The sequence below is a fragment of the Pantoea sp. Acro-807 genome (genome assembly GCF_011752675.1).
Classification (GTDB): domain Bacteria; phylum Pseudomonadota; class Gammaproteobacteria; order Enterobacterales; family Enterobacteriaceae; genus Pantoea; species Pantoea eucrina.
Window position 1 is genome coordinate 1 of record NZ_VWXE01000012.1, and the last position, 25,839, is coordinate 25,839.

At 55.3% G+C, this 25,839-nt stretch carries 21 protein-coding genes, 1 pseudogene and 1 riboswitch; of the genes and pseudogenes, 16 read left to right on the plus strand and 6 right to left on the minus strand.

The features are described from left to right. The 9 genes and pseudogenes from tuf to rpoC form a co-directional block, all read left to right on the plus strand. Positions 1 to 124: pseudogene (gene tuf / locus F3J39_RS18235) on the plus strand (elongation factor Tu); the annotation flags it as partial. Between the two features lie 230 nt (positions 125 to 354). After that, entirely contained in the window at positions 355 to 738 is a 384-nt protein-coding gene (gene secE / locus F3J39_RS18240) for a preprotein translocase subunit SecE (RefSeq protein ID WP_039381824.1), read from the plus strand. A gap of 1 nt (position 739) precedes the next feature. After that, complete coding sequence (gene nusG, locus F3J39_RS18245) at positions 740 to 1,285, plus strand: transcription termination/antitermination protein NusG (protein WP_039381825.1); 546 nt, start codon at positions 740 to 742, stop codon at positions 1,283 to 1,285. Between the two features lie 146 nt (positions 1,286 to 1,431). Then, positions 1,432 to 1,860, plus strand: a complete 429-nt coding sequence (gene rplK, locus F3J39_RS18250) for a 50S ribosomal protein L11 (RefSeq protein ID WP_013507401.1) — start codon at positions 1,432 to 1,434, stop codon at positions 1,858 to 1,860. A gap of 3 nt (positions 1,861 to 1,863) precedes the next feature. Further along, positions 1,864 to 2,568, plus strand: coding sequence for a 50S ribosomal protein L1 (gene rplA, locus F3J39_RS18255; protein WP_039381829.1), 705 nt, complete (start codon positions 1,864 to 1,866; stop codon positions 2,566 to 2,568). Positions 2,569 to 2,918: 350 nt separating this feature from the next. After that, positions 2,919 to 3,416, plus strand: coding sequence for a 50S ribosomal protein L10 (rplJ, locus tag F3J39_RS18260; protein WP_039381830.1), 498 nt, complete (start codon positions 2,919 to 2,921; stop codon positions 3,414 to 3,416). A gap of 66 nt (positions 3,417 to 3,482) precedes the next feature. Then, complete coding sequence (rplL, locus tag F3J39_RS18265) at positions 3,483 to 3,845, plus strand: 50S ribosomal protein L7/L12 (RefSeq protein WP_009092660.1); 363 nt, start codon at positions 3,483 to 3,485, stop codon at positions 3,843 to 3,845. A 326-nt stretch (positions 3,846 to 4,171) separates the two neighbouring features. Next, positions 4,172 to 8,200, plus strand: coding sequence for a DNA-directed RNA polymerase subunit beta (gene rpoB, locus F3J39_RS18270; protein WP_039381834.1), 4,029 nt, complete (start codon positions 4,172 to 4,174; stop codon positions 8,198 to 8,200). Positions 8,201 to 8,278: 78 nt separating this feature from the next. After that, the gene (rpoC, locus tag F3J39_RS18275) at positions 8,279 to 12,502 is read left to right on the plus strand and encodes a DNA-directed RNA polymerase subunit beta' (protein ID WP_104086166.1); all 4,224 of its coding nucleotides are present in this window, start codon (positions 8,279 to 8,281) and stop codon (positions 12,500 to 12,502) included. A gap of 60 nt (positions 12,503 to 12,562) precedes the next feature. Here the strand turns inward: rpoC and F3J39_RS18280 are convergent, their stop codons facing one another. Further along, entirely contained in the window at positions 12,563 to 12,751 is a 189-nt protein-coding gene (locus F3J39_RS18280; protein ID WP_104086165.1) for a DUF1127 domain-containing protein, read from the minus strand. 176 nt (positions 12,752 to 12,927) lie between these two features. Here F3J39_RS18280 and F3J39_RS18285 point away from each other — a divergent pair, with 176 nt between their 5' ends. Continuing rightward, complete coding sequence (locus F3J39_RS18285) at positions 12,928 to 14,385, plus strand: PLP-dependent aminotransferase family protein (RefSeq protein ID WP_094112094.1); 1,458 nt, start codon at positions 12,928 to 12,930, stop codon at positions 14,383 to 14,385. Positions 14,386 to 14,546: 161 nt separating this feature from the next. Here the strand turns inward: F3J39_RS18285 and thiE are convergent, their stop codons facing one another. The 3 genes from thiE to rsd all read right to left on the minus strand — a co-directional run bounded on the left by thiE (position 14,547) and on the right by rsd (position 17,899). Then, positions 14,547 to 15,191 (minus strand): thiamine phosphate synthase, encoded by a 645-nt coding sequence (gene thiE / locus F3J39_RS18290; RefSeq protein WP_104086164.1) that lies wholly within the window; start codon positions 15,189 to 15,191, stop codon positions 14,547 to 14,549. Further along, positions 15,188 to 17,122, minus strand: a complete 1,935-nt coding sequence (thiC, locus tag F3J39_RS18295; RefSeq protein ID WP_039381840.1) for a phosphomethylpyrimidine synthase ThiC — start codon at positions 17,120 to 17,122, stop codon at positions 15,188 to 15,190. Before thiC ends, thiE begins: the two co-directional genes overlap by 4 nt. 91 nt (positions 17,123 to 17,213) lie before the next feature. Beyond that, positions 17,214 to 17,314, minus strand: a riboswitch (TPP riboswitch). A 78-nt stretch (positions 17,315 to 17,392) separates the two neighbouring features. Further along, entirely contained in the window at positions 17,393 to 17,899 is a 507-nt protein-coding gene (rsd, locus tag F3J39_RS18300) for a sigma D regulator (protein ID WP_094112097.1), read from the minus strand. An 86-nt stretch (positions 17,900 to 17,985) separates the two neighbouring features. On the opposite strand from rsd, the gene nudC reads away from it, so the two are divergent. The 6 genes from nudC to F3J39_RS18330 all read left to right on the plus strand — a co-directional run bounded on the left by nudC (position 17,986) and on the right by F3J39_RS18330 (position 22,388). Beyond that, a complete protein-coding gene (gene nudC / locus F3J39_RS18305) occupies positions 17,986 to 18,759 on the plus strand; it encodes an NAD(+) diphosphatase (RefSeq protein WP_094112098.1) in 774 nt (257 codons plus the stop codon). Between the two features lie 39 nt (positions 18,760 to 18,798). Then, positions 18,799 to 19,866, plus strand: coding sequence for a uroporphyrinogen decarboxylase (hemE, locus tag F3J39_RS18310; protein ID WP_104086163.1), 1,068 nt, complete (start codon positions 18,799 to 18,801; stop codon positions 19,864 to 19,866). 2 nt (positions 19,867 to 19,868) lie between these two features. Further along, a complete protein-coding gene (nfi, locus tag F3J39_RS18315) occupies positions 19,869 to 20,537 on the plus strand; it encodes a deoxyribonuclease V (protein WP_065648610.1) in 669 nt (222 codons plus the stop codon). A gap of 62 nt (positions 20,538 to 20,599) precedes the next feature. Beyond that, positions 20,600 to 21,190, plus strand: coding sequence for a YjaG family protein (locus tag F3J39_RS18320; protein ID WP_039381849.1), 591 nt, complete (start codon positions 20,600 to 20,602; stop codon positions 21,188 to 21,190). A gap of 188 nt (positions 21,191 to 21,378) precedes the next feature. After that, positions 21,379 to 21,651, plus strand: a complete 273-nt coding sequence (gene hupA, locus F3J39_RS18325; protein WP_006121511.1) for a nucleoid-associated protein HU-alpha — start codon at positions 21,379 to 21,381, stop codon at positions 21,649 to 21,651. A 68-nt stretch (positions 21,652 to 21,719) separates the two neighbouring features. Then, on the plus strand, positions 21,720 to 22,388 hold the full coding sequence (locus F3J39_RS18330; RefSeq protein ID WP_166714575.1) for a DUF1481 domain-containing protein: 669 nt from the start codon (positions 21,720 to 21,722) through the stop codon (positions 22,386 to 22,388). Positions 22,389 to 22,422: 34 nt separating this feature from the next. On the opposite strand, the gene purD is transcribed toward F3J39_RS18330, so the two are convergent. Together purD and purH are read right to left on the minus strand one after the other, a co-directional pair. Then, positions 22,423 to 23,700 carry a phosphoribosylamine--glycine ligase gene (purD, locus tag F3J39_RS18335; RefSeq protein ID WP_104086160.1) on the minus strand — a complete coding sequence of 426 codons (1,278 nt, stop codon included), beginning with the start codon at positions 23,698 to 23,700 and terminating at the stop codon, positions 22,423 to 22,425. A gap of 17 nt (positions 23,701 to 23,717) precedes the next feature. Then, on the minus strand, positions 23,718 to 25,307 hold the full coding sequence (gene purH, locus F3J39_RS18340) for a bifunctional phosphoribosylaminoimidazolecarboxamide formyltransferase/IMP cyclohydrolase (protein WP_104086159.1): 1,590 nt from the start codon (positions 25,305 to 25,307) through the stop codon (positions 23,718 to 23,720). Between the last annotated feature and the right edge of the window lie 532 nt (positions 25,308 to 25,839).

Consider the following 25,839-nt stretch of genomic DNA (forward strand, 5'->3'; position numbering starts at 1 on the left):
CGACAACATCAAGATGGTTGTTACCCTGATCCACCCAATCGCGATGGACCAGGGTCTGCGCTTCGCAATCCGCGAAGGCGGCCGTACCGTTGGCGCGGGCGTTGTTGCTTCTGTTATCGCTTAATTGCGATAGTATTTGACGCAATGCGCATGAAAAGGGCATCATTTGATGCCCTTTTTGCACGCTGTCACTTAGAACCTGGCTCATCAGTGATTTTCAATCATAATCATTGCTGAGACAGGCTCTGTTTTACAGCGCTGGAGACCGAGTTATGCCCAACAGCTCATTCGGTTTGGATGCCTCGCCTATACGCGGGGCAGAATAGTTTCTGAATTATTGTGGCAGGTTGGTTTATGAGTGCGAATACCGAAGCTCAAGGGAGCGGGCGCGGCCTGGAAGCGATAAAGTGGGTAGCTGTGATTGCGTTACTGCTGGTTGCCATTGTGGGTAACTATCTCTATCGCGATATTACGCTGCCCTTACGTGCGCTGGCTGTAGTAGTGCTGATCGCTGCTGCGGGTGGCATCGCTTTACTGACTATCAAAGGTAAAGCAACCGTGGCTTTTGCTCGTGAAGCAAGAACCGAAATGCGCAAGGTTATCTGGCCAACCCGTCAGGAAACCTTACATACCACGCTAATCGTTGCCGCGGTTACGGCCGTGATGTCACTGATTTTGTGGGGGCTGGATGGTATTCTGGTCCGTCTGGTATCGTTTATTACTGGCCTGAGGTTCTGAGATGTCTGAAGCTCCAAAAAAACGCTGGTACGTCGTTCAGGCGTTCTCCGGTTTTGAAGCCCGCGTAGCGAAGTCGCTGCAAGAGCATATCAAACTGCACAACATGGAAGAACTGTTTGGTGACGTCATGGTGCCGACTGAAGAAGTCGTTGAAATCCGTGGCGGTCAGCGTCGCAAAAGCGAGCGCAAATTCTTCCCTGGCTACGTCCTGGTACAGATGGTGATGAATGACGCCAGCTGGCACCTGGTGCGCAGTGTACCGCGTGTAATGGGCTTCATTGGCGGTACATCTGACCGTCCTGCACCAATCAGTGACAAAGAAGTTGATGCGATTATGAACCGCCTGCAGCAGGTAGGTGATAAGCCGCGTCCGAAAACGCTGTTTGAGCCAGGCGAGATGGTACGCGTCAACGACGGTCCGTTTGCTGACTTCAACGGCGTGGTCGAAGAAGTTGACTATGAGAAGAGCCGCCTGAAAGTGTCGGTTTCTATCTTTGGTCGTGCAACACCGGTTGAGCTTGATTTTGCTCAGGTGGAGAAAGGTTAACCCTTTTGTTCACTTTTTGACTCTTGCAGAAGGCGCGAAATTTACCTATAATTTCGCGCCTTTTGTTTTTACACGCTGGCAACGGCGGGTAAATCGTTACCACGGGGAGCCTGTTTTCAGGCGCTATACCCAATAGAGGAATTATCATGGCCAAGAAAGTACAAGCCTACGTTAAGCTGCAGGTTGCAGCTGGTATGGCTAACCCGAGCCCACCGGTTGGTCCGGCTCTGGGTCAGCAGGGTGTTAACATCATGGAATTCTGTAAAGCGTTTAACGCCAAAACAGAATCTCTGGAGAAAGGCCTGCCTACTCCAGTTGTTATCACTGTATATAGCGACCGTTCTTTCACCTTCGTTACCAAAACGCCTCCGGCTGCCGTACTGCTGAAAAAAGCAGCGGGCATCAAGTCTGGTTCTGGTAAGCCGAACAAAGACAAAGTCGGTAAAGTAACTCGTGCTCAGGTACGTGAAATCGCAGAAACCAAAGCTGCGGACATGACTGGTGCTGACGTAGAAGCGATGACTCGCTCTATCGAAGGTACTGCTCGTTCCATGGGCCTGGTAGTGGAGGATTAAGAAATGGCTAAGCTGACCAAGCGCATGCGCGTGATCCGTGACAAAGTTGATGCAACTAAACAGTACGACATCAACGAAGCTGTTGCTCTGCTGAAAGAACTGGCTACTGCCAAATTCACAGAAAGCGTAGACGTTGCTGTTAACCTCGGCATCGATGCACGTAAATCTGATCAGAACGTACGCGGTGCAACCGTTCTGCCACACGGTACTGGTCGTTCAGTACGTGTTGCTGTCTTTACCCAGGGCGCAAACGCTGAAGCTGCTAAAGCAGCTGGCGCTGAGCTGGTAGGTATGGAAGATCTGGCCGATCAGATCAAAAAAGGCGAAATGAACTTTGACGTCGTTATCGCATCTCCGGATGCAATGCGCGTTGTTGGCCAGCTGGGCCAGGTTCTGGGCCCACGTGGTCTGATGCCAAACCCGAAAGTTGGTACTGTAACGCCAAACGTTGCTGAAGCGGTTAAGAACGCTAAAGCGGGTCAGGTTCGTTATCGTAACGACAAAAACGGCATCATCCACACTACCATCGGTAAAGTGGACTTCGATACTGACAAACTGAAAGAAAACCTGGAATCTCTGCTGGTCGCGCTGAAAAAAGCAAAACCTGCTCAGGCTAAAGGCGTGTACATCAAGAAAGTCAGCATCTCTACCACCATGGGCGCCGGCGTTGCCGTTGACCAGGCTGGTCTGAACGCAGTAGCAAACTAATTGCTGCTTGAAACGGGCGAAAAATTCATCTAGAATCTTACGCCCGTTGTTCTGAATGAACACTGTTCTCAGAACCCAAATTCATAGCCGCTGCGGCTTAATGCGGTAACGCATTAAAATACAGTGGCTAAGGTTGGAGCCAGGCCTAATCCTGGCCTCCGTCCAAGACCGCAGGAGCGGAACTTTCTTCGGAAACTCTGCTTAATATCCTGCGTAGACGGTGACAGAACCAAAAAGATTTATTTCTTCACTGGATTCTGCTCACCGTGTAATAGCGCCTGCTGCTTTCGGGCAGTCAGGTGAAGTGAGTTCCGGGAAATTTTTCCCGGTCAAATCCAGGAGCAAAGCTAATGGCATTAAATCTTCAAGGCAAACAAGCGATTGTTGCTGAAGTTAGCGAAGTAGCCAAAGGCGCGCTTTCAGCGGTTGTTGCGGATTCCCGTGGCGTTACCGTTGATAAAATGACTGAACTGCGTAAAGCAGGTCGTGAAGCTGGCGTTTACATGCGTGTTGTTCGCAACACCCTGCTGCGCCGCGTCGTTGAAGGTACTCCTTTCGAGTGCCTGAAAGACACGTTTGTTGGTCCGACCCTGATTGCATACTCTATGGAACACCCGGGCGCTGCTGCTCGTCTGTTCAAAGAGTTCGCGAAAGCGAATGCAAAATTTGAGGTCAAAGCTGCAGCCTTTGAAGGTGAGCTGATCACGGCGGCCAATATTGACCGTCTGGCAACTCTGCCGACTTACGAAGAAGCACTGGCACGTCTGATGTCGACCATGAAAGAAGCCGCTGCTGGCAAACTGGTTCGCACTCTGGCTGCTGTACGCGATGCAAAAGAAGCGGCTTAAGGCCTCTTTCTTTTCCTTCGTACCTGCTTACGTATAAACTTTTTGTGAATTTTAGGAACAATCGACATGTCTATCACTAAAGATCAAATCCTGGAAGCCGTTGCAGCTATGTCCGTAATGGAAGTAGTTGAGCTGGTTTCTGCTATGGAAGAAAAATTCGGCGTTTCTGCTGCTGCTGCTGTAGCTGTAGCTGCTGGCCCGGCTGAAGCTGTTGAAGAGAAAACTGAGTTCGACGTTGTGCTGAAAGCAGTTGGCGCGAACAAAGTAGCAGTAATCAAAGCAGTACGTACTGCAACTGGTCTGGGCCTGAAAGAAGCCAAAGATCTGGTTGAAGCGACTGGCGTGATCAAAGAAGGCATCAGCAAAGATGACGCAGCTGCACTTGAAGCTGCTCTGAAAGAAGCTGGCGCTGAAGTTGAAGTTAAGTAAGACAACCTTAGGGTTGCAGTCTGAGTAATCGGGCTGATGGCTGGTGGCTTTTTGGTCACCAGCCTTTTTGCGCTACAGGGGAACGATGGCGTTTCGCACTGTTTATCCATTGTTTCTCTTCAATATCTTTTTCTATCGACGCCTTAATATACCGCTCTCCTGTGAAGGTTCCCTGCCGGCACAATAGCGATGAAATGATTTAAGAGTGATAGAAAGATGTATTGCATGGGGTGCCACGCATCGCATGAAAAACAAAAATAGTGTTGCATAACTGTCCCGTCAGGACGGACAGCGTGGGTCGACTTGTCAGCTAGCTGAGGAACCCTATGGTTTACTCCTATACCGAGAAAAAACGTATTCGTAAGGATTTTGGTAAACGTCCACAAGTTCTGGATGTTCCCTATCTCCTTTCTATCCAGCTTGACTCGTTTCAGAAGTTCATCGAGCAAGATCCAGAAGGCCAATACGGTCTGGAAGCAGCCTTCCGTTCCGTGTTCCCAATCGCGAGCTACAGCGGCAACTCTGAATTGCAGTATGTCAGCTATCGCCTGGGTGAGCCGGTCTTTGACGTAACTGAATGTCAGATCCGTGGCGTGACCTATTCGGCACCGCTGCGCGTGAAACTGCGTCTGGTGATCTACGAGCGCGAAGCGCCGGAAGGCACCGTTAAAGACATCAAAGAACAAGAAGTCTACATGGGTGAAATTCCACTCATGACTGACAACGGTACCTTTGTTATCAATGGTACTGAGCGTGTTATCGTTTCTCAGCTGCATCGTAGTCCTGGCGTGTTCTTTGACAGCGATAAGGGTAAAACGCACTCTTCCGGTAAAGTGCTTTATAACGCACGTATCATCCCTTACCGTGGTTCATGGCTCGACTTCGAGTTCGATCCAAAAGATAACCTGTTCGTCCGTATTGACCGTCGTCGTAAGCTGCCGGCCAGTATCATCCTGCGCGCCCTGGAATACACCACTGAGCAGATCCTCGATCTGTTCTTCGAAAAAGTGGTCTTTGAAATCCGCGACAACAAGCTGCAGATGGAACTGGTGCCTGAGCGCCTGCGTGGCGAAACGGCTTCCTTCGATATCGAAGCCAACGGCACGGTCTACGTTGAGAAAGGTCGTCGCATCACTGCGCGTCATATTCGCCAGCTGGAAAAAGATAGCGTTCAGCATATCGAAGTCCCGGTTGAATATATCGCCGGTAAAGTCGTTGCTAAAGACTACATCGATCTGAACACCGGTGAGCTGATTGTTCCGGCTAACATGGAACTGTCACTGGATCTGCTGGCAAAACTGAGCCAGTCGGGCCACAAGCGCATCGAAACCCTGTTCACCAACGATCTGGATCACGGCCCTTATATCTCCGAGACCCTGCGTGTTGACCCAACCAACGATCGCCTGAGCGCGCTGGTTGAGATCTACCGCATGATGCGTCCGGGCGAGCCGCCAACGCGTGAAGCAGCGGAAAACCTGTTCGAGAACCTGTTCTTCTCTGAAGATCGTTACGATCTCTCTGCGGTCGGCCGCATGAAGTTCAACCGTTCTCTGCTGCGTGATGAGATCGAAGGTTCAGGTATCCTGAGCAAAGAAGATATCATCGAGGTGATGAAGAAGCTGATCGGTATCCGTAACGGTATCGGCGAAGTGGATGACATCGATCACCTTGGTAACCGTCGTATCCGTTCTGTCGGTGAGATGGCTGAGAACCAGTTCCGCGTAGGTCTGGTTCGCGTTGAGCGTGCAGTGAAAGAGCGTCTGTCACTGGGCGATCTCGATACGCTGATGCCGCAGGACATGATTAACGCCAAGCCGATTTCAGCCGCAGTAAAAGAGTTCTTTGGTTCCAGCCAGCTGTCTCAGTTTATGGACCAGAACAACCCGCTGTCTGAAATTACGCATAAGCGTCGTATTTCTGCTCTGGGCCCAGGCGGTCTGACCCGTGAGCGTGCTGGCTTTGAAGTGCGTGACGTACACCCGACTCACTACGGTCGCGTATGTCCAATCGAAACGCCGGAAGGCCCGAACATCGGCCTGATCAACTCACTCTCTGTCTACGCGCAGACCAACGAATATGGTTTCCTTGAGACACCATACCGTCGCGTTGTTGATGGCAAAGTGAGTGACGAAATTCATTACCTCTCTGCGATTGAAGAGGGTAACTACGTTATCGCTCAGGCGAACACCAACCTTGCTGATGATGGTAGCTTTGTTGACGATCTCGTCACCTGCCGTAGCAAAGGTGAATCGAGCCTGTTCAGCCGCGATCAGGTTGACTACATGGACGTTTCCACCCAGCAGGTGGTTTCTGTCGGTGCGTCACTGATCCCGTTCCTGGAACACGATGATGCTAACCGCGCCCTGATGGGTGCGAACATGCAACGTCAGGCGGTCCCGACTCTGCGCGCTGATAAGCCGCTGGTAGGTACCGGTATGGAACGTGCAGTAGCGGTTGACTCCGGTGTAACTGCCGTCGCGAAACGTGGTGGTACCGTACAGTATGTAGATGCATCCCGTATCGTTATCAAAGTTAACGAAGAAGAGATGTACGCAGGCGAAGCCGGTATCGACATCTACAACCTGACCAAGTACACCCGTTCAAACCAGAACACCTGTATCAACCAGATGCCGTGTGTCTCTCTGGGTGAGCCAATCGAGCGCGGTGACGTGCTGGCAGATGGTCCATCCACCGATCTGGGTGAGCTGGCGCTGGGTCAGAACATGCGCGTGGCGTTCATGCCATGGAACGGTTACAACTTCGAAGACTCCATCCTCGTCTCAGAGCGTGTGGTTCAGGAAGACCGTTTCACCACGATCCACATTCAGGAACTGGCTTGCGTGTCCCGTGACACCAAACTGGGGCCGGAAGAGATCACCGCTGACATCCCGAACGTCGGCGAAGCTGCGCTCTCCAAGCTGGATGAATCCGGTATCGTCTATATCGGTGCAGAAGTAACCGGTGGTGACATTCTGGTCGGTAAGGTAACGCCTAAAGGTGAAACCCAGCTGACGCCAGAAGAGAAACTGCTGCGCGCTATCTTCGGTGAAAAAGCGTCCGACGTGAAAGACTCGTCGCTGCGCGTACCGAATGGCGTCTCTGGTACCGTTATCGATGTGCAGGTCTTTACCCGCGATGGCGTGGAAAAAGATAAGCGCGCGCTGGAAATCGAAGAGATGCAGCTGAAGCAGGCGAAGAAAGACCTGTCTGAAGAACTGCAGATCCTTGAAGCGGGTCTGTTCAGCCGTATCCAGGCTGTGCTGATCGCGGGCGGCGTTGAAGCGGACAAGCTGGACAAGCTGCCGCGCGAGCGCTGGCTGGAACTGGGCCTGACTGACGAAGAGAAGCAGAACACTCTCGAGCAGCTGGCCGGACAGTATGATGAGCTGAAGCACGAGTTTGAGAAGAAACTCGAAGCGAAGCGTCGCAAAATCACCCAGGGCGACGATCTGGCACCAGGCGTGCTGAAGATCGTTAAGGTTTATCTGGCCGTTAAACGTCAGATCCAGCCTGGTGACAAAATGGCAGGCCGTCACGGTAACAAAGGTGTTATCTCTAAGATCAACCCGATCGAAGATATGCCTTATGACGAAAACGGCACGCCGGTTGACATCGTACTGAACCCGCTGGGCGTACCATCGCGTATGAACATCGGTCAGATTCTGGAAACCCACCTGGGTATGGCGGCGAAAGGCATTGGTGAGAAGATCAATGCGATGCTGAAGAAGCAGGAAGAAGTCGCCAAACTGCGTGAGTTTATCCAGCGTGCTTACGATCTGGGCACCGACGTGCGTCAGAAAGTTGATCTGAACACCTTCTCGGACGATGAAGTGCTGCGTCTGGCAGAGAACCTGAAAAAAGGTATGCCAATCGCCACGCCAGTGTTCGACGGTGCGAAAGAGAGCGAGATCAAAGAGCTGCTGCAGCTCGGCGGCCTGCCTTCTTCTGGTCAGATTACGCTGTTTGATGGCCGTACCGGTGAGCAGTTTGAGCGTCAGGTAACCGTAGGTTACATGTACATGCTGAAACTGAACCACCTGGTTGATGACAAGATGCACGCCCGTTCGACCGGCTCCTACAGCCTCGTTACTCAGCAGCCGCTGGGTGGTAAGGCGCAGTTCGGTGGTCAGCGCTTCGGTGAGATGGAAGTGTGGGCACTGGAAGCATACGGTGCCGCGTATACCCTGCAGGAAATGCTTACCGTTAAGTCTGATGACGTCAACGGCCGTACGAAGATGTATAAAAACATCGTCGATGGCAACCATCAGATGGAACCGGGCATGCCGGAATCCTTCAACGTACTGTTGAAAGAGATCCGCTCGCTGGGTATCAACATCGAGCTGGAAGACGAGTAAGCACTCGCAAGTACTGGTTATGGGACGCGCACTCCGGGTGCGCGTCCCTGAGAGTTCCACTCCGACGGGAGCTAATCCGTGAAAGACTTACTTAAGTTTCTGAAAGCGCAAACTAAAACCGAAGAGTTTGATGCGATCAAAATTGCTCTGGCTTCGCCAGACATGATCCGTTCCTGGTCTTTTGGTGAAGTTAAAAAGCCGGAAACCATTAACTACCGTACCTTCAAGCCAGAGCGTGACGGTCTTTTCTGTGCCCGTATCTTCGGACCGGTTAAAGACTACGAGTGCCTGTGCGGTAAGTACAAGCGCCTGAAGCATCGCGGTGTTATCTGCGAGAAGTGCGGCGTTGAAGTGACGCAGACCAAAGTACGCCGTGAGCGTATGGGTCACATCGAGCTGGCTTCACCTACTGCACACATCTGGTTCCTGAAGTCGCTGCCGTCCCGCATCGGCCTGCTGCTGGATATGCCACTGCGTGACATTGAGCGCGTACTTTACTTCGAATCCTATGTGGTTATCGAAGGCGGCATGACCAACCTGGAAAAACGTCAGATCCTGACGGAAGAGCAGTATCTTGACGCGCTGGAAGAGTTCGGTGACGAATTTGACGCGAAGATGGGTGCGGAAGCGATCCAGGCACTGCTGAAAAATATGGATCTGGAGCAAGAGTGCGAGCAGCTGCGCGAAGAGCTGAACGAGACTAACTCTGAGACCAAGCGTAAAAAGCTGACCAAGCGTATCAAGCTGCTGGAAGCGTTCGTGCAGTCTGGCAACAAGCCAGAGTGGATGATCCTGACCGTTCTGCCGGTTCTGCCGCCAGATCTGCGTCCGCTGGTACCGCTGGATGGTGGTCGTTTCGCAACGTCAGATCTCAACGATCTCTATCGTCGCGTGATCAACCGTAACAACCGTCTGAAGCGTCTGCTGGATCTGGCTGCGCCAGATATCATCGTGCGCAACGAAAAGCGTATGCTGCAGGAAGCGGTAGATGCCCTGCTGGATAACGGCCGTCGCGGTCGTGCCATCACCGGTTCTAACAAGCGTCCGCTGAAATCGCTGGCTGACATGATCAAAGGTAAGCAGGGTCGTTTCCGTCAGAACCTGCTGGGTAAACGCGTTGACTACTCCGGTCGTTCGGTTATCACCGTGGGTCCATACCTGCGTCTGCATCAGTGCGGTCTGCCGAAGAAAATGGCACTGGAGCTGTTCAAACCGTTCATCTACGGCAAGCTGGAACTGCGTGGTCTTGCTACCACCATCAAAGCAGCCAAGAAAATGGTTGAGCGCGAAGAAGCGGTTGTCTGGGATATCCTGGATGAAGTGATCCGCGAACACCCGGTACTGCTGAACCGTGCACCAACGCTGCACCGTCTCGGCATCCAGGCGTTTGAACCGGTTCTGATCGAAGGTAAAGCGATCCAGCTGCACCCGCTGGTCTGTGCGGCCTATAACGCCGACTTCGATGGTGACCAGATGGCGGTACACGTACCGCTGACGTTGGAAGCTCAGCTGGAAGCGCGTGCGCTGATGATGTCGACCAACAACATCCTGTCGCCAGCGAACGGTGAGCCAATCATCGTTCCTTCACAGGACGTTGTTCTGGGTCTGTACTATATGACCCGCGACAAAGTAAACGCCAAAGGCGAAGGCATGGTGCTGACCGGCCCGAAAGAAGCTGAGCGTGTTTATCGCGCTGGCCTGGCTGAGCTGCACGCCCGCGTTAAAGTGCGTATTACAGAATATGCGAAAAACGAACAGGAAGAGCTCGTTGCGAAAACCAGCCTGATCGACACGACCATTGGCCGTGCGATTCTGTGGATGATCGTACCGAAAGGTCTGCCTTACTCCATCGTCAACCAGGCGCTGGGTAAGAAAGCGATCTCCAAAATGCTGAACACCTGTTACCGCATTCTGGGCCTGAAGCCGACCGTTATCTTTGCTGACCAGACCATGTACACCGGTTTCGCCTATGCAGCCCGTTCAGGTGCATCAGTCGGTATCGACGATATGGTTATCCCGGCTAAGAAAGCGGAAATCATCGCTGAAGCTGAAGCTGAAGTGGCTGAAATTCAGGAGCAGTTCCAGTCTGGTCTGGTTACGGCGGGTGAACGTTATAACAAAGTCATCGATATCTGGGCCGCTGCCAACGAACGCGTCTCTAAAGCGATGATGGATAACCTGCAGACGGAAACCGTTATCAACCGTAACGGCGAAGAAGAGCAGCAGGTCTCGTTCAACAGCATCTACATGATGGCCGACTCCGGTGCGCGTGGTTCTGCAGCACAGATTCGTCAGCTGGCAGGTATGCGTGGTCTGATGGCGAAGCCAGATGGCTCCATCATCGAGACGCCTATCACGGCAAACTTCCGTGAAGGCCTGAACGTACTGCAGTACTTCATCTCGACGCACGGTGCGCGTAAAGGTCTGGCCGATACCGCACTGAAAACGGCAAACTCCGGTTATCTGACCCGTCGTCTGGTTGACGTGGCGCAGGATCTGGTTGTTACCGAAGATGACTGTGGCACGTTCGAAGGCATCATGATGACGCCGGTTATCGAAGGTGGCGACGTTAAAGAGCCGCTGCGTGAGCGCGTACTGGGTCGTGTAACGGCTGAAGACGTTCTGAAGCCAGGCACTGCTGACATCCTGATCCCGCGTAATACGCTGATCGATGAGCACTGGTGTGACGTGGTGGAAGAGAACTCCGTTGACGTTATCAAAGTGCGTTCAGTCGTAAGCTGTGAAACCGACTTCGGTGTGTGTGCACACTGCTACGGTCGCGATCTGGCTCGTGGTCACATCATCAACAAAGGTGAGGCCATCGGCGTTATCGCAGCACAGTCCATCGGTGAGCCGGGTACTCAGCTGACAATGCGTACGTTCCACATCGGTGGTGCGGCATCGCGTGCGGCTGCTGAATCCAGCATTCAGGTGAAGAACAAAGGTACTATCAAGCTGACCAACGCGAAGTCAGTAACCAACTCCTCCGGGAAGCTGGTTATCGTTTCACGTAACGTTGAGCTGAAGATGATCGACGAGTTCGGTCGTACCAAAGAGAGCTATAAAGTGCCTTACGGTGCGGTGATGGCGAAAGGTGATGGCGAGCAGGTTGCGGCGGGCGAAACCGTAGCAAACTGGGATCCGCACACCATGCCGGTAATCACCGAAGTGGGTGGTTTCATCCGCTTCACCGACATGATCGACGGTCAGACCATTACCCGTCAGACTGACGACCTTACCGGTCTGTCATCGCTGGTGGTACTGGATTCCGCAGAGCGTACTGCTGGCGGTAAAGATCTGCGTCCGGCGCTGAAAATCGTTGATGCTAACGGCAACGACGTTCTGATCCCGGGCACCGACATGCCGGCTCAGTACTTCCTGCCAGGTAAAGCGATTGTGCAGCTGGAAGATGGCGTGAAGATCAGCTCGGGTGATACCCTGGCGCGTGTTCCGCAGGAATCTGGCGGTACCAAGGACATCACCGGTGGTCTGCCGCGCGTTGCGGATCTGTTCGAAGCGCGTCGTCCGAAAGAGCCAGCTATTCTGGCGGAGATCAGCGGTATTATCTCCTTCGGTAAAGAGACCAAAGGCAAGCGTCGTCTGGTGATCACACCGGTTGATGGCAGCGATCCGTACGAAGAGATGATTCCGAAGTGGCGTCAGCTTAACGTATTCGAAGGTGAGCGCGTGGAACGCGGTGACGTCGTATCTGACGGCCCGGAATCACCACACGACATCCTGCGTCTGCGTGGCGTTCATGCGGTAACGCGTTATATCACTAACGAAGTGCAGGAAGTTTACCGCCTGCAGGGCGTTAAGATTAACGATAAGCACATCGAAGTCATCGTACGTCAGATGCTGCGTAAAGCGACCATCATGAGCGCAGGTAGCTCGGAGTTCCTTGAAGGCGAGCAGGCAGAAGTCTCCCGCATCAAGATCTCCAACCGCGATCTGGAGACCGCTGGCAAAATCGGCGCAACCTATGCGCGCGATCTGCTGGGTATTACCAAAGCGTCTCTGGCAACCGAGTCGTTCATCTCTGCAGCCTCGTTCCAGGAGACCACGCGTGTCCTGACCGAAGCCGCAGTAGCAGGCAAGCGCGATGAACTGCGCGGCCTGAAAGAGAACGTTATCGTGGGTCGTCTGATCCCGGCTGGTACCGGTTATGCTTACCATCAGGATCGTATGCGTCGCCGTCAGGCGGGTGAAGCGCCGGTTACACCGCAGGTTACTGCGGATGAAGCCTCTGCAAGCCTGGCTGAGCTGCTAAACGCTGGTCTGGGTGGCAACAACGACGAGTAATCGTCTGCTGCACCGATGATAAAAAACCCTGCTCCGGCAGGGTTTTTTTTTGCCTGAGGCTCAGCGCTTACATTTTACCTCGTGGCGCGTCAGGCCAATATCGCGCAGCTGGTTGTCGCTGAGCTGAGCCAGTACCTGACGCGTCGCGCGTCGGGCACGCCACTGCTTCAGCATCCGCAGCGCCGCACGGATCATGTCTGGCAGCGTTACGCTGAAAGGTTTTGCAGCACGATTCTGATCAAATTCCATTCTCTCGCTCCTTAACAGGGGTATCTGAGCAGCATTGTCCGTTTTTCTGTCAAAACCATACAGACCCAAATTCAGGGTTTATTAACCATACAGATTGCGTTTTGCTCTATCTGAATGCTAAAAGTAGCGCTGATCTGTACTGCTTTTTTAGATGGATTTGTTACCAGGAGCATACAATGACGCGCTATCAGCATCTGGCCTGCCTGCTCTCCGATCGGATTGAGCAGGGGCTTTATCGCAGCGGTGAACGCCTGCCCTCAGTACGCACGCTGAGTAGCGAGCATGGAGTCAGTATCAGCACCGTGCAGCAGGCGTATCATCTGCTGGAAGAGAAGCAGCTGATCGTACCGCAGCCGCGATCCGGCTATTTTGTTGCCACGCATAAAGCGACCCCGCCTGTGCCTGCGCTGACGCGCCCGGTACAGCGGCCGGTAGAGGTTACGCAGTGGGATTCCGTGCTGGAACTCCTCAGCAGCCGCACCAGCGGTGACGTGATGCAGCTGGGCAGCGGCATGCCCGATCTGACGCAGCCCACGCTGAAACCGCTGTGGAAAATCATGAGCCGGCTGGCGCAGAAACAGCAGACTGAACTGCTCAACTATGACAGTCTGCTCGGCGTCAGCGCCCTGCGCGAGCAGGTGGCGCGCCTGACCATCGACAGCGGTTGTCAGCTGACGGCAGAGGATATTGTGATCACCACCGGCTGTCATGAGGCGCTGTCGGTTTCAATTCGCGCCGTCTGTGCGCCGGGTGACATCATTGCGGTAGAGTCGCCCGCGTTTCATGGCACGATGCAGACATTGCGCGGACTGGGGATCAGGGTGATTGAAATCCCGACCGACTCAGTCACCGGGATCAGTCTTGAGGCGCTGGAGCTGGCGTTTGAGCAGTGGCCAATCAAAGCCGTAGTGGTGGTGCCAAACTGCAATAATCCGCTGGGTTTTATTATGCCGGAAGCGCGCAAGCGGGCGCTGCTGGCGCTGGCGCAGCGGGTTGATGCCGCCATCATAGAGGATGATGTCTATGGCGAGCTGGCATGGGACTACCCGCGTCCTGTCACGCTCAAATCGCTCGACATGGATGGCCGCGTGCTGCTCTGCAGCTCATTTTCAAAAACGCTGGCACCGGGGCTGCGGGTGGGCTGGGTGGCGCCGGGCCGCTATCGCGACAGGGTGCTGCATATGAAATATATCGGCACCGGATCCACGGCTACGCTGCCGCAGCACACCGTGGCGGAGTTTATTCGCCAGGGCCACTATCTCCCGCACCTGCGCCGTATGCGCCAGGTGTATCAGCGCAACTATGAAACGTTCAGCTGCTGGGTGCGGCACTACTTTCCCTGCGGCATCTGCGTATCGCGCCCGCAGGGTGGGTTTCTGATGTGGATTGAGCTGCCGGAGGCGTTTGATGCGGTGCGGCTTAATGCCGAGCTGCGCGAGGCCAGCCTGCAGGTCGCCGTGGGTTCTCTGTTTTCCGCTGCGGGTAAATACCGTAACTGTCTGCGACTCAATTACGGCTTGCCCATGAATGAACAGACGGAGCAGGCGCTGGCGCGGCTGGGAACGGCGGTGGAGCGCGCCATGCAGGCGTGCAGTAGCGACAGACATCAGGCGGAGCAGCTGCTGGCGGAGTAAACCGGAAAGGCAGGGCTGGAGGGAGAGAAGGGGAACCAGCCCTGGCCCGCTGCAAATCACAGCGGGCAGACGTACTGTAACGGTTTCCGGCGCGCAGACGAGGCCTGCTGGCTACCCCTGCGGGCCGGCTTGCGCCATTTCTGCGCGGGTTACACGAATTTTCAGGCCTCTGCGATCGGCGTTCCGCTTCCAACCAGCCGCAGCAGCTCAGCGGTGGCCGCGCGCCAGTCAGTCGCCTGCGTGATAGCGCTGACAACCGCAATGCTGCCGACACCGGTCGCCAGCACCTCAGGCACGCGCGCCAGTGAAATGCCGCCGATAGCGACCGCAGGGATACCCTGCAGATGCGGCAGGTGTTGCTGTAGCCGGATCACTCCCTGTGGCGCAGACGGCATCTGCTTGGTTTGCGTGGGGAAGATGTGCCCCAGTGCGATATAGGAGGGGCGTAGTGCCACCGCGCGCTCCCGCTCTGCGTCATCATGCGTTGAGATGCCCAGCCGCAGGCCTGCCTGCTGAATCGCCTGCAGATCCGCCACCTCCAGATCCTCCTGACCCAGGTGTACGCCGTATGCCTGATGCGCAATGGCCAGACGCCAGTAATCATTAATGAACAGCCGTGCGTGATAGTGCCGGCCCAGCGCAATCGCTTCACGCACCGCATCTTCTGCGTCCCGATCCGGCAGATCTTTGATGCGCAGCTGGATCGTGCGTACCCCGGCGGCCAGCAGGCGTTCGATCCAGCTGACGCTGTCAACCACCGGATAGAGCCCCAGCTGCGGGGCAGTAGCAGCAAACGCGGTTGTCATGCTTTCTCCTTACCGATCGCATCAGCAGGATGATAGAGCTCACCACCGCGGCGGCGGAATGTCTCAGACATCTCTGCCATTCCCGCTTCAGCCACTTCAACCGGCTGTGCCTCAGCCTGCTGGCGCGCCGCAAACTCCCGCACTTCCTGGGTAATTTTCATTGAGCAGAACTTCGGCCCGCACATAGAACAGAAGTGCGCGACTTTGCCCGATTCCTGCGGCAGCGTCTCATCGTGGTAGGCGCGGGCAGTATGCGGATCCAGCGCGAGGTTAAACTGATCTTCCCAGCGGAATTCAAAGCGCGCTTTGGACATAGCATTATCGCGGATCTGCGCCCCCGGATGCCCTTTGGCCAGATCGGCGGCGTGCGCGGCGATCTTGTAGGTAATAAGCCCCTGCTTGACATCCTCTTTATTGGGCAGCCCGAGGTGCTCTTTAGGCGTTACATAGCAGAGCATGGCGCAGCCAAACCAGCCAATCATCGCCGCGCCAATACCGGAGGTGAAGTGGTCATAGCCCGGTGCGATATCGGTGGTCAGCGGGCCAAGCGTATAAAAGGGCGCTTCATGGCAGTGGTCGAGCTGCTCGGTCATGTTGCGCCGGATCATCTGCATCGGGATATGGCCCGGACCTTCAATCATCACCTGCACGTCATACTCCCAGGCGATTTTGGTCAGCTCGCCTAACGTTCTGAGTTCTGCAAACTGCGCCTCATCGTTGGCATCCTGAATCGATCCCGGGCGCAGGCCATCGCCCAGCGAGAGGGCCACGTCATAAGCGGCGCAGATTTCACAGATATCGCGGAAATGCTGATAGAGAAAACTCTCCTGATGATGTGACAGACACCATTTCGCCATGATTGAGCCGCCGCGCGACACGATACCGGTCAGACGTCTGGCCGTCATCGGCACATAGCGCAGCAGCACGCCGGCATGAATAGTGAAGTAGTCGACGCCTTGCTCCGCCTGCTCCAGCAGGGTATCGCGGAAAATTTCCCAGTTAAGGTTTTCAGCGATGCCATTCACCTTTTCCAGGGCCTGATAGATCGGGACGGTGCCAATGGGAACCGGGCTGTTGCGCAGGATCCACTCGCGCGTTTCATGAATGTAGCGGCCTGTGGAGAGGTCCATCACGGTATCGGCACCCCAGCGCGTGGACCACACCAGCTTTTCAACCTCCTCTTCAATCGAGGAGCTGACCGCAGAGTTGCCGATATTGGCGTTGATTTTCACCAGAAAATTGCGGCCAATAATCATCGGTTCCGATTCGGGGTGGTTGATATTTGACGGAATAATGGCGCGCCCGCTGGCGACTTCATCGCGCACAAATTCTGCGGTGATATTCGCCGGCAGGTGCGCGCCAAAGGCTTCGCCCGGATGCTGCTGCAGCAGCACTTCGCTACGAATGCGTTCGCGCCCCATATTTTCACGTATCGCAATAAACTCCATCTCCGGCGTCACGATGCCCTGACGGGCGTAGTACAGCTGCGTGACGCAGCGGCCAGGTTTTGCCCGGCGCGGAGAAGGCAGCGATTCAAAGCGCAGGTGGTCCAGTCCCTCATCGGCCAGACGCTGCTGTGTATAAGCGGAACTGCGCTGCGTAACCGGTTCACTGTCATCACGCTCGTCTATCCACGCGGCGCGCAGCTTTGCCAGTCCCTGATGCACATCGATAGTGGCCTGCGGATCGCCATAGGCGCCAGCGGTGTCATAGACCGGAACCGGCTCATTGATTTCGTACTGCGGGTCCGCTTTGGTGCCGCCGGTATGGGTGGGGCTGAGCTGGATTTCACGCATCGGCACGCGAATGTCGGCGCGGCTGCCGGCGATCCAGATACGCTGTGAGTTGGGAAAGGCAGTGCCCTGCAGCGAGTTGATAAAATCCTGCGCTTGCGCGCGCTGTTCACGACGAGAAGGTTTAGCAGCAGACATAGCAAAATTCCTGAAGTCAGTGGAAGTTGCTTGTCCGGAGTCCGGAAGGAGTAACAGCGCCTGCAGACAGGTAAAATCCAATCGCGCGCTGATAATAGCTACTCTTGTTCCCTTCGCAGGTACTAACCTGATCAGGTTCCGCGGATCCCGAATTAACGGTCTCAGCCCCGGGGGGCACTCCGACAAGGTGTTTCTGTTTAAAACAATAAAAGCCCGGTCAGCATAAGTGGGCTTTTACGGAATAACAAGGATTTTACAACTGCAGCAGGATCAGGCCGGACGCGCAATAGTGCTGTCGTTTGCAACAGGCGGAGAAACCAGCTGGTTATCCCACGCCATCTGAATCAGCTTATCTTCCAGAGAAAAGCGTGACGCCAGCGTTTCGCCTACTTCAGATAGCGCCCGCTGGAACTCAACGCAGTTTTCATCGGTAATCGCCTGCTGCAGATGACTGTCATACAGCTGCATGATGCGATCGGTATTGCTTTCAAGCGCCGGGTAGAGATGCGCTGCAGCAACCAGCGGGCTATCGCCCTGCAGATCTTTGATAATGCGCTCATACATACTGAAATGGCCGGTTGAGAGATAGTCCACCAGCGTGTGGCAGAAGTCATCCAGAGCCTGCTCATTCAGCGCCGTCAGCGCCTCTTTATTAGGCTTAATGCCGATTAATTCATAATAAGTGACAAGCAAATGCCGACGCGCACGTAACCATGCATCGACTAATTCATTACCGCCACCGACACGCCTGGTCAGGTTATCTAACTGGGTAAGCATATGAGGCTCCCGGTGAGTTATAGTTGTTCATTACACTTAACATCAGACTTTCAGCGTGCCGTGCGACGCTAAGGACAACGAATAAGATGCAACGTGAGATCTCAAGCGTAGACGCTGGCTGGTGGATTGTCAGCTCTGAACAGAAACTTTGGTTGCCGCAGGGTGAGCTGCCGCACGGCTTAGCGGCAGATTTTGGCCTTGCAGGCCAGCACGGCATACTTATCGGTGAGTGGCTGGGCGAAAACGTCTGGCTGATCCAGGCGTCGCGCCCGGAAAATATGGGCTCGGTCCGGCAGGTTATCGATCAGGATACCGGCCTGTTTCAGCTCGCCGGCCGGGGGGTGCAGCTGGCTGAATTTTACCGTTCCCACCGCTGGTGCGGCTACTGCGGCCATGAAATGCGCATCAGCCCGCGTGAGTTTGCCTGCCTCTGTACCCACTGCCGCGAACGTTACTATCCGCAGATTGCGCCCTGCATCATTGTGGCGATTCGCCGCGGCGACGAGATCCTGCTGGCCAATCACGCCCGCCATCGCAACAGCATCTATACGGTGCTGGCCGGCTTCGTTGAAGTAGGCGAAACGCTGGAGCAGGCAGTGGCGCGTGAGGTCATGGAGGAGAGTAACGTACGGGTAAAAAACGTGCGCTATGTGACCTCACAGCCGTGGCCATTTCCCCATTCGCTGATGACGGCATTTATGGCGGAGTATGAGGGTGGTGAGCTGCAGCACGATGGAAAAGAGCTGCTGGATGCGGGCTGGTATCGCTTTGATGCGCTGCCCCAGCTGCCGCCGCCAGGCACCGTGGCCCGGCGCCTGATTGAGGACACCGTGGCGCTGTGTCGCGCCAGCGTGGCATGAAAATGCTACACTGACGCCCTTAGCATGAGAGAGCCCATTATGAGTGAACTGAAGAACGACCGTTATCTGCGCGCCCTGCTGCGCCAGCCTGTAGATATTACCCCGGTCTGGATGATGCGTCAGGCCGGACGCTATTTACCGGAATACAAAGCCACGCGCGCTGAAGCCGGTGATTTTATGTCGCTGTGTAAAAATGCTGAGCTGGCGTGTGAAGTGACGCTGCAGCCGCTGCGCCGCTATCCGCTGGATGCAGCGATCCTCTTCAGCGATATTTTAACCATCCCGGATGCAATGGGGCTGGGACTCTATTTTGAAACCGGCGAAGGTCCGCGCTTCTCCCGTCCGATTACCTGTCGTGCCGATGTTGATAACCTGCCGGTGCCCGATCCGGAGCAGGAGCTGGGTTATGTGATGAATGCGGTACGGACCATCCGCCGCAATCTCAGGGGGGCCGTCCCGCTGATTGGCTTTTCCGGCAGCCCGTGGACGCTGGCCACCTATATGGTTGAGGGCGGCAGCAGCAAGGCATTTACCAAAATCAAAAAGATGATGTATGCCGAACCGCACACGCTGCACACGCTGCTGGATAAGCTGGCGGACAGCGTGATCCTCTACCTTAATGCGCAGATCAAAGCGGGTGCGCAGTCGGTTATGATCTTCGATACCTGGGGTGGCGTGCTGACCGGACGCGACTACCGCGATTTTTCGCTGAACTACATGCATAAAATTGTGGAAGGTCTGGTGCGTGAGAATGAAGGCCGGCGCGTCCCGGTCACGCTCTTTACCAAAGGCGGTGGACAGTGGCTGGAGGCGATGGCTGCCACCGGCTGTGATGCGCTGGGGCTGGACTGGACCATGGATATGGCCGAGGCGCGTCGCCGCGTGGGTCACCAGGTTGCGCTGCAGGGTAACATGGACCCGTCTATGCTTTATGCGCCGCCTGCCCGTATTGAAGAGGAGGTGGCCACCATTCTTGCCGGGTTTGGCCAGGGTGAAGGACACGTATTTAACCTCGGGCACGGTATCCATCAGGATGTGCCGCCAGAGCACGCAGGTGTGTTCGTTGAGGCGGTGCATCGTCTTTCACGTCAATACCATCAGGAATAAGCATGGATTTAGCCGCATTACGTCAGGAACAGCTGGCGCTGGCTGCTAACGTGGTGCGGCAGGACGATTTTGACGTTCTGCCGCCGCGCTTTATCGGCGGCGCTGATGTCGGATTTGAGCAGGGCGGCGAGGTAACGCGCGCTGCTATCGTCATCCTGGAGTACCCCTCACTTACGCTGGTGGAGCATCGCATTGCGCGCATTCCTACCACCATGCCCTATATTCCGGGCTTTCTCTCGTTTCGGGAAATCCCTGCGCTGCAGGCGGCCTGGCAGCAGCTGACGCAGCAGCCCGACCTGCTGTTTGTGGACGGGCACGGCATCTCGCACCCCAGGCGCCTCGGCGTGGCGGCACATTTTGGTTCGATGCTGGATATTCCCACTATCGGCGTAGCCAAAAAGCGGCTGTGTGGACGCTTTGCCGATCTGGACGCCGCACCCGGTAGCCGGCAGCCGCTGATGGATAAAGGTGAGCAGCTTGCCTGGGTGTGGCGCAGCAAAGCGCGCTGTAACCCGCTGTTTATCTCTACCGGACACCGTGTCAGCCTGGACAGCGCGCTGCACTGGGTTGAGGCCTGCATGGGCGGCTACCGTTTGCCGGAGCCTACGCGCTGGGCAGATGCGGTCGCCTCAGGGCGGCCTGCATTTGTGAAGTGGCAAAATGCGCGCTGACGCTGTTTGTCTGCGCCTTTTGCGGTACACTGCCGCCAGCTAACCTATTGAGAGTAAGTTTGATGTTACAGAACCCCGTGCATTTGCGTCTGGCGAAGCTGGAAAGCTGGCAGCATATGACCTTCATGGCCTGTTTATGCGAGCGGATGTTCCCTAATTACTGGGCCTTCTGCGAACAGACCGGATTTGCCGATCCTCAGCTCTATCGCCGTATTCTTGATCTGGTATGGGAAAGCCTGACGGTGAAAGATGCCAAAATCAATTTCGACAGTCAGCTGGAGAAACTGGAAGAGGCGATCCCGGCTGGCGATGATTTCGATGTTTACGGTGTTCATCCGGCCATCGATGCCTGCGTAGCACTGAGCGAAGTGCTGCACGCGATGCTGAGCGGTGAAACGCTGGAGCACGCGATTGAGGTGAGTCGTACATCTATCACCACCGTGGCTATTCTGGAAATGACGCAGGCAGGACGCGAAATGAGCGACGAAGAGCTGCGTGAAAACCAGGCGGTGATTGATGAATGGGATATGCAGTGGGAGATTTTTCGCCTGCTCGCTGAGTGCGAAGAGCGCGACCTTGAGCTGATCAAAGGACTGCGTTCTGACCTGCGCGAAGCCGGAATCAGTAACATCGGTATAAATTTTCAGCAGTAAGGCGATAAAACGTGACTCCAGGCCTGAATTAGCGCGCCTGGAGGCTTCACATTAGCCCCCTGTCTGGTCTACATTTGGGGGGCTGAAAATTGTGGCTATCGGTGCGTGCAGGCTGAAGAGTGCCAGAATATGGCTTTTCCCTCGCACTCGTTGCTTAGCAAGCGATAAATACACTTTAAGGATAACTTATGAACAAGACTCAACTGATTGATGTGATCGCAGAAAAAGCGGACCTGTCTAAAACCCAGGCTAAAGCTGCGCTGGAATCTACCCTGGCTGCGATCACTGAGTCTCTGAAAGAAGGTGATGCTGTACAACTGGTTGGTTTTGGTACTTTTAAAGTGAACCACCGCGCTGAGCGTACCGGTCGTAACCCACAGACTGGCAAAGAGATCAAAATCGCTGCAGCAAACGTACCAGCTTTCGTTTCTGGTAAAGCACTGAAAGACGCAGTTAAGTAAGTTTTCCGCCTTGCGGTTTAGCTTTAGAAGAGGGGCGATTTCGCCCCTTTTTGTTACCGGAGCCTGCTATGCCGAATACGCTTTTCCGGCGCATCCGTATCCTGCTCTGTGCTGTCCTGCTTTCCGGCTGCAGCGCCACGCCTGATCTCCCGGCATTTACCGCCAGCGGCTACCTCGCCGATCGCGGCGCGGTCCGCATCTGGCGTAAAAACAGCGACCACGATCTTATCCACCTGCGTACCGTTTATAACCCTTTCAGCACGCCCATGCGCGAAACAACAGACTATATCTGGCAACACGAGACGCTGCTGAGCGTGGAACGCCATCTTACCGGCGAGCAGCCCGATGACGTCACGCTGCGTTTTGATCACCAGGGCAACCTCAATTTTATGCAGCGGCAGCTGGCAGGACGGCGTGAAGCGCTGAGTGATGATGCCGTCGCGCTCTATCGCTTTGACGCACAGCGTATGCTGGCCCAGAGCAATGCGCTGCTGAGCGGCCGGGTATTATTGCAGCAGGGACACTGGCTGGGCGGCAATCGGGTACGCGACTGTGCGGGTAACCTGCAAAATGTCGCGTTCGACAGTGAAACGCTGAGGCGCCTGACGCAGCAGCAGCAGGGGTCTCAGCCGCTGATGGTGTCATGGCTCGAAGCGCCGGAGGGGATCCAGATATTGCGCGTTACCGCAGAGGATGAGTGCAGCTGGCAGCCGACAGAGAGCGATCTGAGCGGCTAAAGAAGACGGGGCACAGCAGGGTGCCCCGCGACTATCAGCGATTGATGGCGCGATAGCCGATGTCGCGACGGCAGAAGCAGCCGTCCCAGGAGATAGTCTCTGCCAGCGCGTAGGCGTTGCGCTGCGCGGCGGCGACATCTTCACCCAGTGCGGTAACGCACAGCACGCGGCCGCCGCTGGTGACAACCCGATCGTCCTGCAGCGTGGTGCCGGCATGGAACACTTTACCTTCCGGCACGGCTTCAAGCGGCAGACCGTGGATCTGATCGCCGGTACGGTAGCTGCCCGGATAGCCGCCTGCAGCCAGCACGACACCCAGTGCAGGGCGCGGATCCCACTCTGAGCTCTGCGTATCCAGGGTGCCATCGACCGCTGCCAGGCAGAGAGCCACCAGATCGGAGTTCAGCCGCAGCATAATGGGCTGCGTCTCCGGATCGCCAAAGCGGCAGTTAAATTCAATGACCTTTGGCTGACCCGCTTTGTCGATCATCAGTCCGGCATACAGGAAACCGGTATAGGTATTGCCTTCCGCTTTCATACCGTTCACGGTTGGCCAGATGATCTGGTCCATCACGCGCTGGTGGATCTCATCAGTCACCACCGGAGCCGGTGAATAGGCTCCCATGCCGCCGGTGTTGGGTCCGGTGTCGCCATCGCCAGCGCGTTTATGATCCTGGCTGGTTGCCATCGGCAGCACGTGGTCGCCATCCACCATGACAATAAAGCTGGCTTCTTCGCCGTCAAGAAACTCTTCAATCACGATACGATGGCCGGCATCGCCAAACGCATTACCCGCCAGCATATCCTGAACTGCCGCTTCCGCTTCGGCCAGCGTCATCGCGACAATTACGCCTTTACCTGCAGCCAGACCATCGGCTTTGATAACAATGGGCGCACCTTTCTCGCGCAGGTAAGCCAGCGCGGGTTCCACCTCGGTAAAGTTCTGATATTCAGCGGTCGGGATCTGCTGGCGCGCCAGAAAATCCTTGGTAAAGGCTTTCGAGCCTTCCAGCTGTGCGGCCGCCTGCGTCGGACCAAAGATCTTCAGCCCGGCGGCGCGGAAGGCATCGACCACGCCAATTACCAGCGGTGCTTCCGGACCGACGATCGTCAGGTCGATCTGCTCCTGCTGCGCAAACGCGAGCAGGGCAGGGATATCAGTCGCGCTGATGGCCACATTCTGCAGGGCCGGCTCCAGCGCGGTGCCTGCGTTACCCGGTGCAACAAACACGGTTTCAGCCAGCGGTGACTGTGACGCTTTCCACGCCAGCGCGTGCTCGCGTCCGCCATTACCAATTACTAAAATTTTCATTATTGCTGCTCCAGCTGTTAATGGCGGAAATGGCGCATATCGGTAAAGATCATCGCGATGCCGTGTTCATCTGCAGCAGCAATCACCTCTTCATCGCGGATAGAACCACCGGGCTGGATGACACAGCTGACGCCGGCAGCGGCAGCAGCATCGATACCATCACGGAACGGGAAGAAGGCATCGGACGCCATTGCTGAGCCTGTGACCTCCAGCCCCTCATCGCTCGCCTTAATACCGGCAATTTTGGCCGAATAAACGCGGCTCATCTGACCGGCGCCTATACCGATGGTCATGTTGTCGCGGGCGTAAACAATGGCATTGGATTTAACAAACTTGGCGACTTTCCAGCAGAACAGTGCGTCACGCAGCTCCTGCTCAGTTGGCTGACGCTGCGTGACCACGCGAAGCTGGTCGGCGGTGATCATCCCGAGGTCGCGATCCTGTACCAGCAGACCACCGTTGACCCGTTTGAAGTCCAGGCTGGCAACCGGCTGCTGCCATTGACCGCAGATCAGCACGCGCACGTTCTGTTTTGCTGCCGTCACCTGCAGCGCCGCGTCACTGGCAGAAGGTGCAATAATTACTTCAACAAACTGACGGCTGATAATCGCCTGTGCAGTCGCCTCATCCAGCTCGCGGTTAAACGCGATAATGCCGCCAAAAGCAGAGGTCGGGTCAGTCTGATAAGCGCGTTCGTAAGCATCAAGGATAGATGCCCCCACCGCTACGCCACACGGGTTGGCGTGTTTGACGATCACACAGGCAGGTTCGTCGAACGCTTTTACGCACTCCAGTGCGGCATCGGTATCTGCAATATTATTGTAAGAGAGTGCCTTGCCCTGCAGCTGCTGCGCAGTGGCTACCGAGGCTTCTGCAATCTCTTCTTCTATATAGAAGGCGGCATCCTGATGGCTGTTCTCGCCATAACGCATATCCTGCTTCTTAATGAAGTTGAGATTCAGGGTGCGCGGGAAGCGACCGGCGGGTGCGCGGGTTTCGCCATGATAAGCAGGAACCAGCGTGCCAAAGTAGTTTGCAATCATGCTGTCGTAAGCGGCGGTGTGCTCAAACGCTTTAATTGCCAGATCAAAACGCGTCTCCGGCGTCAGCGCATTATCACTGGCATCCATCTCTGCAATGATGCTGGTGTAGTCGCTGCTCTTAACCACAATCGCCACATCTTTATGATTCTTAGCCGCTGAGCGCACCATGGTTGGCCCGCCGATATCGATATTTTCGACTGCATCTTCCAGCGAGCAGTCAGGCTTAGCCACGGTCTGCGCAAAGGGATAGAGGTTAACCACCACCATATCAATCGGATTGATAGCGTGTTCTGCCATAATCGCGTCATCGGTACCGCGACGACCAAGGATGCCGCCATGTACTTTGGGATGCAGAGTCTTAACGCGTCCATCCATCATTTCCGGGAAACCGGTGTAGTCAGACACTTCGATGACGGGCAGGCCTGCATCTGCCAGCAAACGTGCAGTGCCACCTGTGGAGAGCAGCTCGACGCCCCGTTGTGAGAGAGCATGAGCAAATTCGAGGATACCGGCTTTATCAGAGACACTGAGCAGAGCGCGGCGTACAGGACGACGTTGTTGCATGGTGGTTTTATCCCTTGGCTTTGTTTCGCGTAAATAAGAGCGTTACATCAGGCCGAAAGCGCACCTTATCAGAGAAGATAGCGCGTTTGCCTCATGTAACGCCCCAAAAGGGGCATCCCTGACGTCGCCGGGCATTGTAGCGAAAACGTTTGCGCGATGCTCGCTTAAATTTGTCTGGCTGCTGTTTTGTGGATAACTTTGTGTGTAACAGGGTATAAAGCCCCCTTTTGCTGAGGAATGCAGCGAACAGTCATTTTTCGTGAATTTAACGCTTGTCAGCCCGGAAGAACTCCCTATAATGCGCCTCCATCGACACGGCACACCGGCTTACGGAAACGGCGTCGACAGGAAGATTCGGTAAGAACTTCCGCCGGAGAAAACGCTGAAAAAAGTGGTTGACTCCGAAGGAGGAAAGCGTAATATACGCCACCTCGCAGCAGACGCTTAAGGCGCTGGCTGCACCGCTCTTTAACAATTTATCAGACAATCTGTGTGGGCACTCGCAGGATTGATATCACAAGCCTACGGGCTT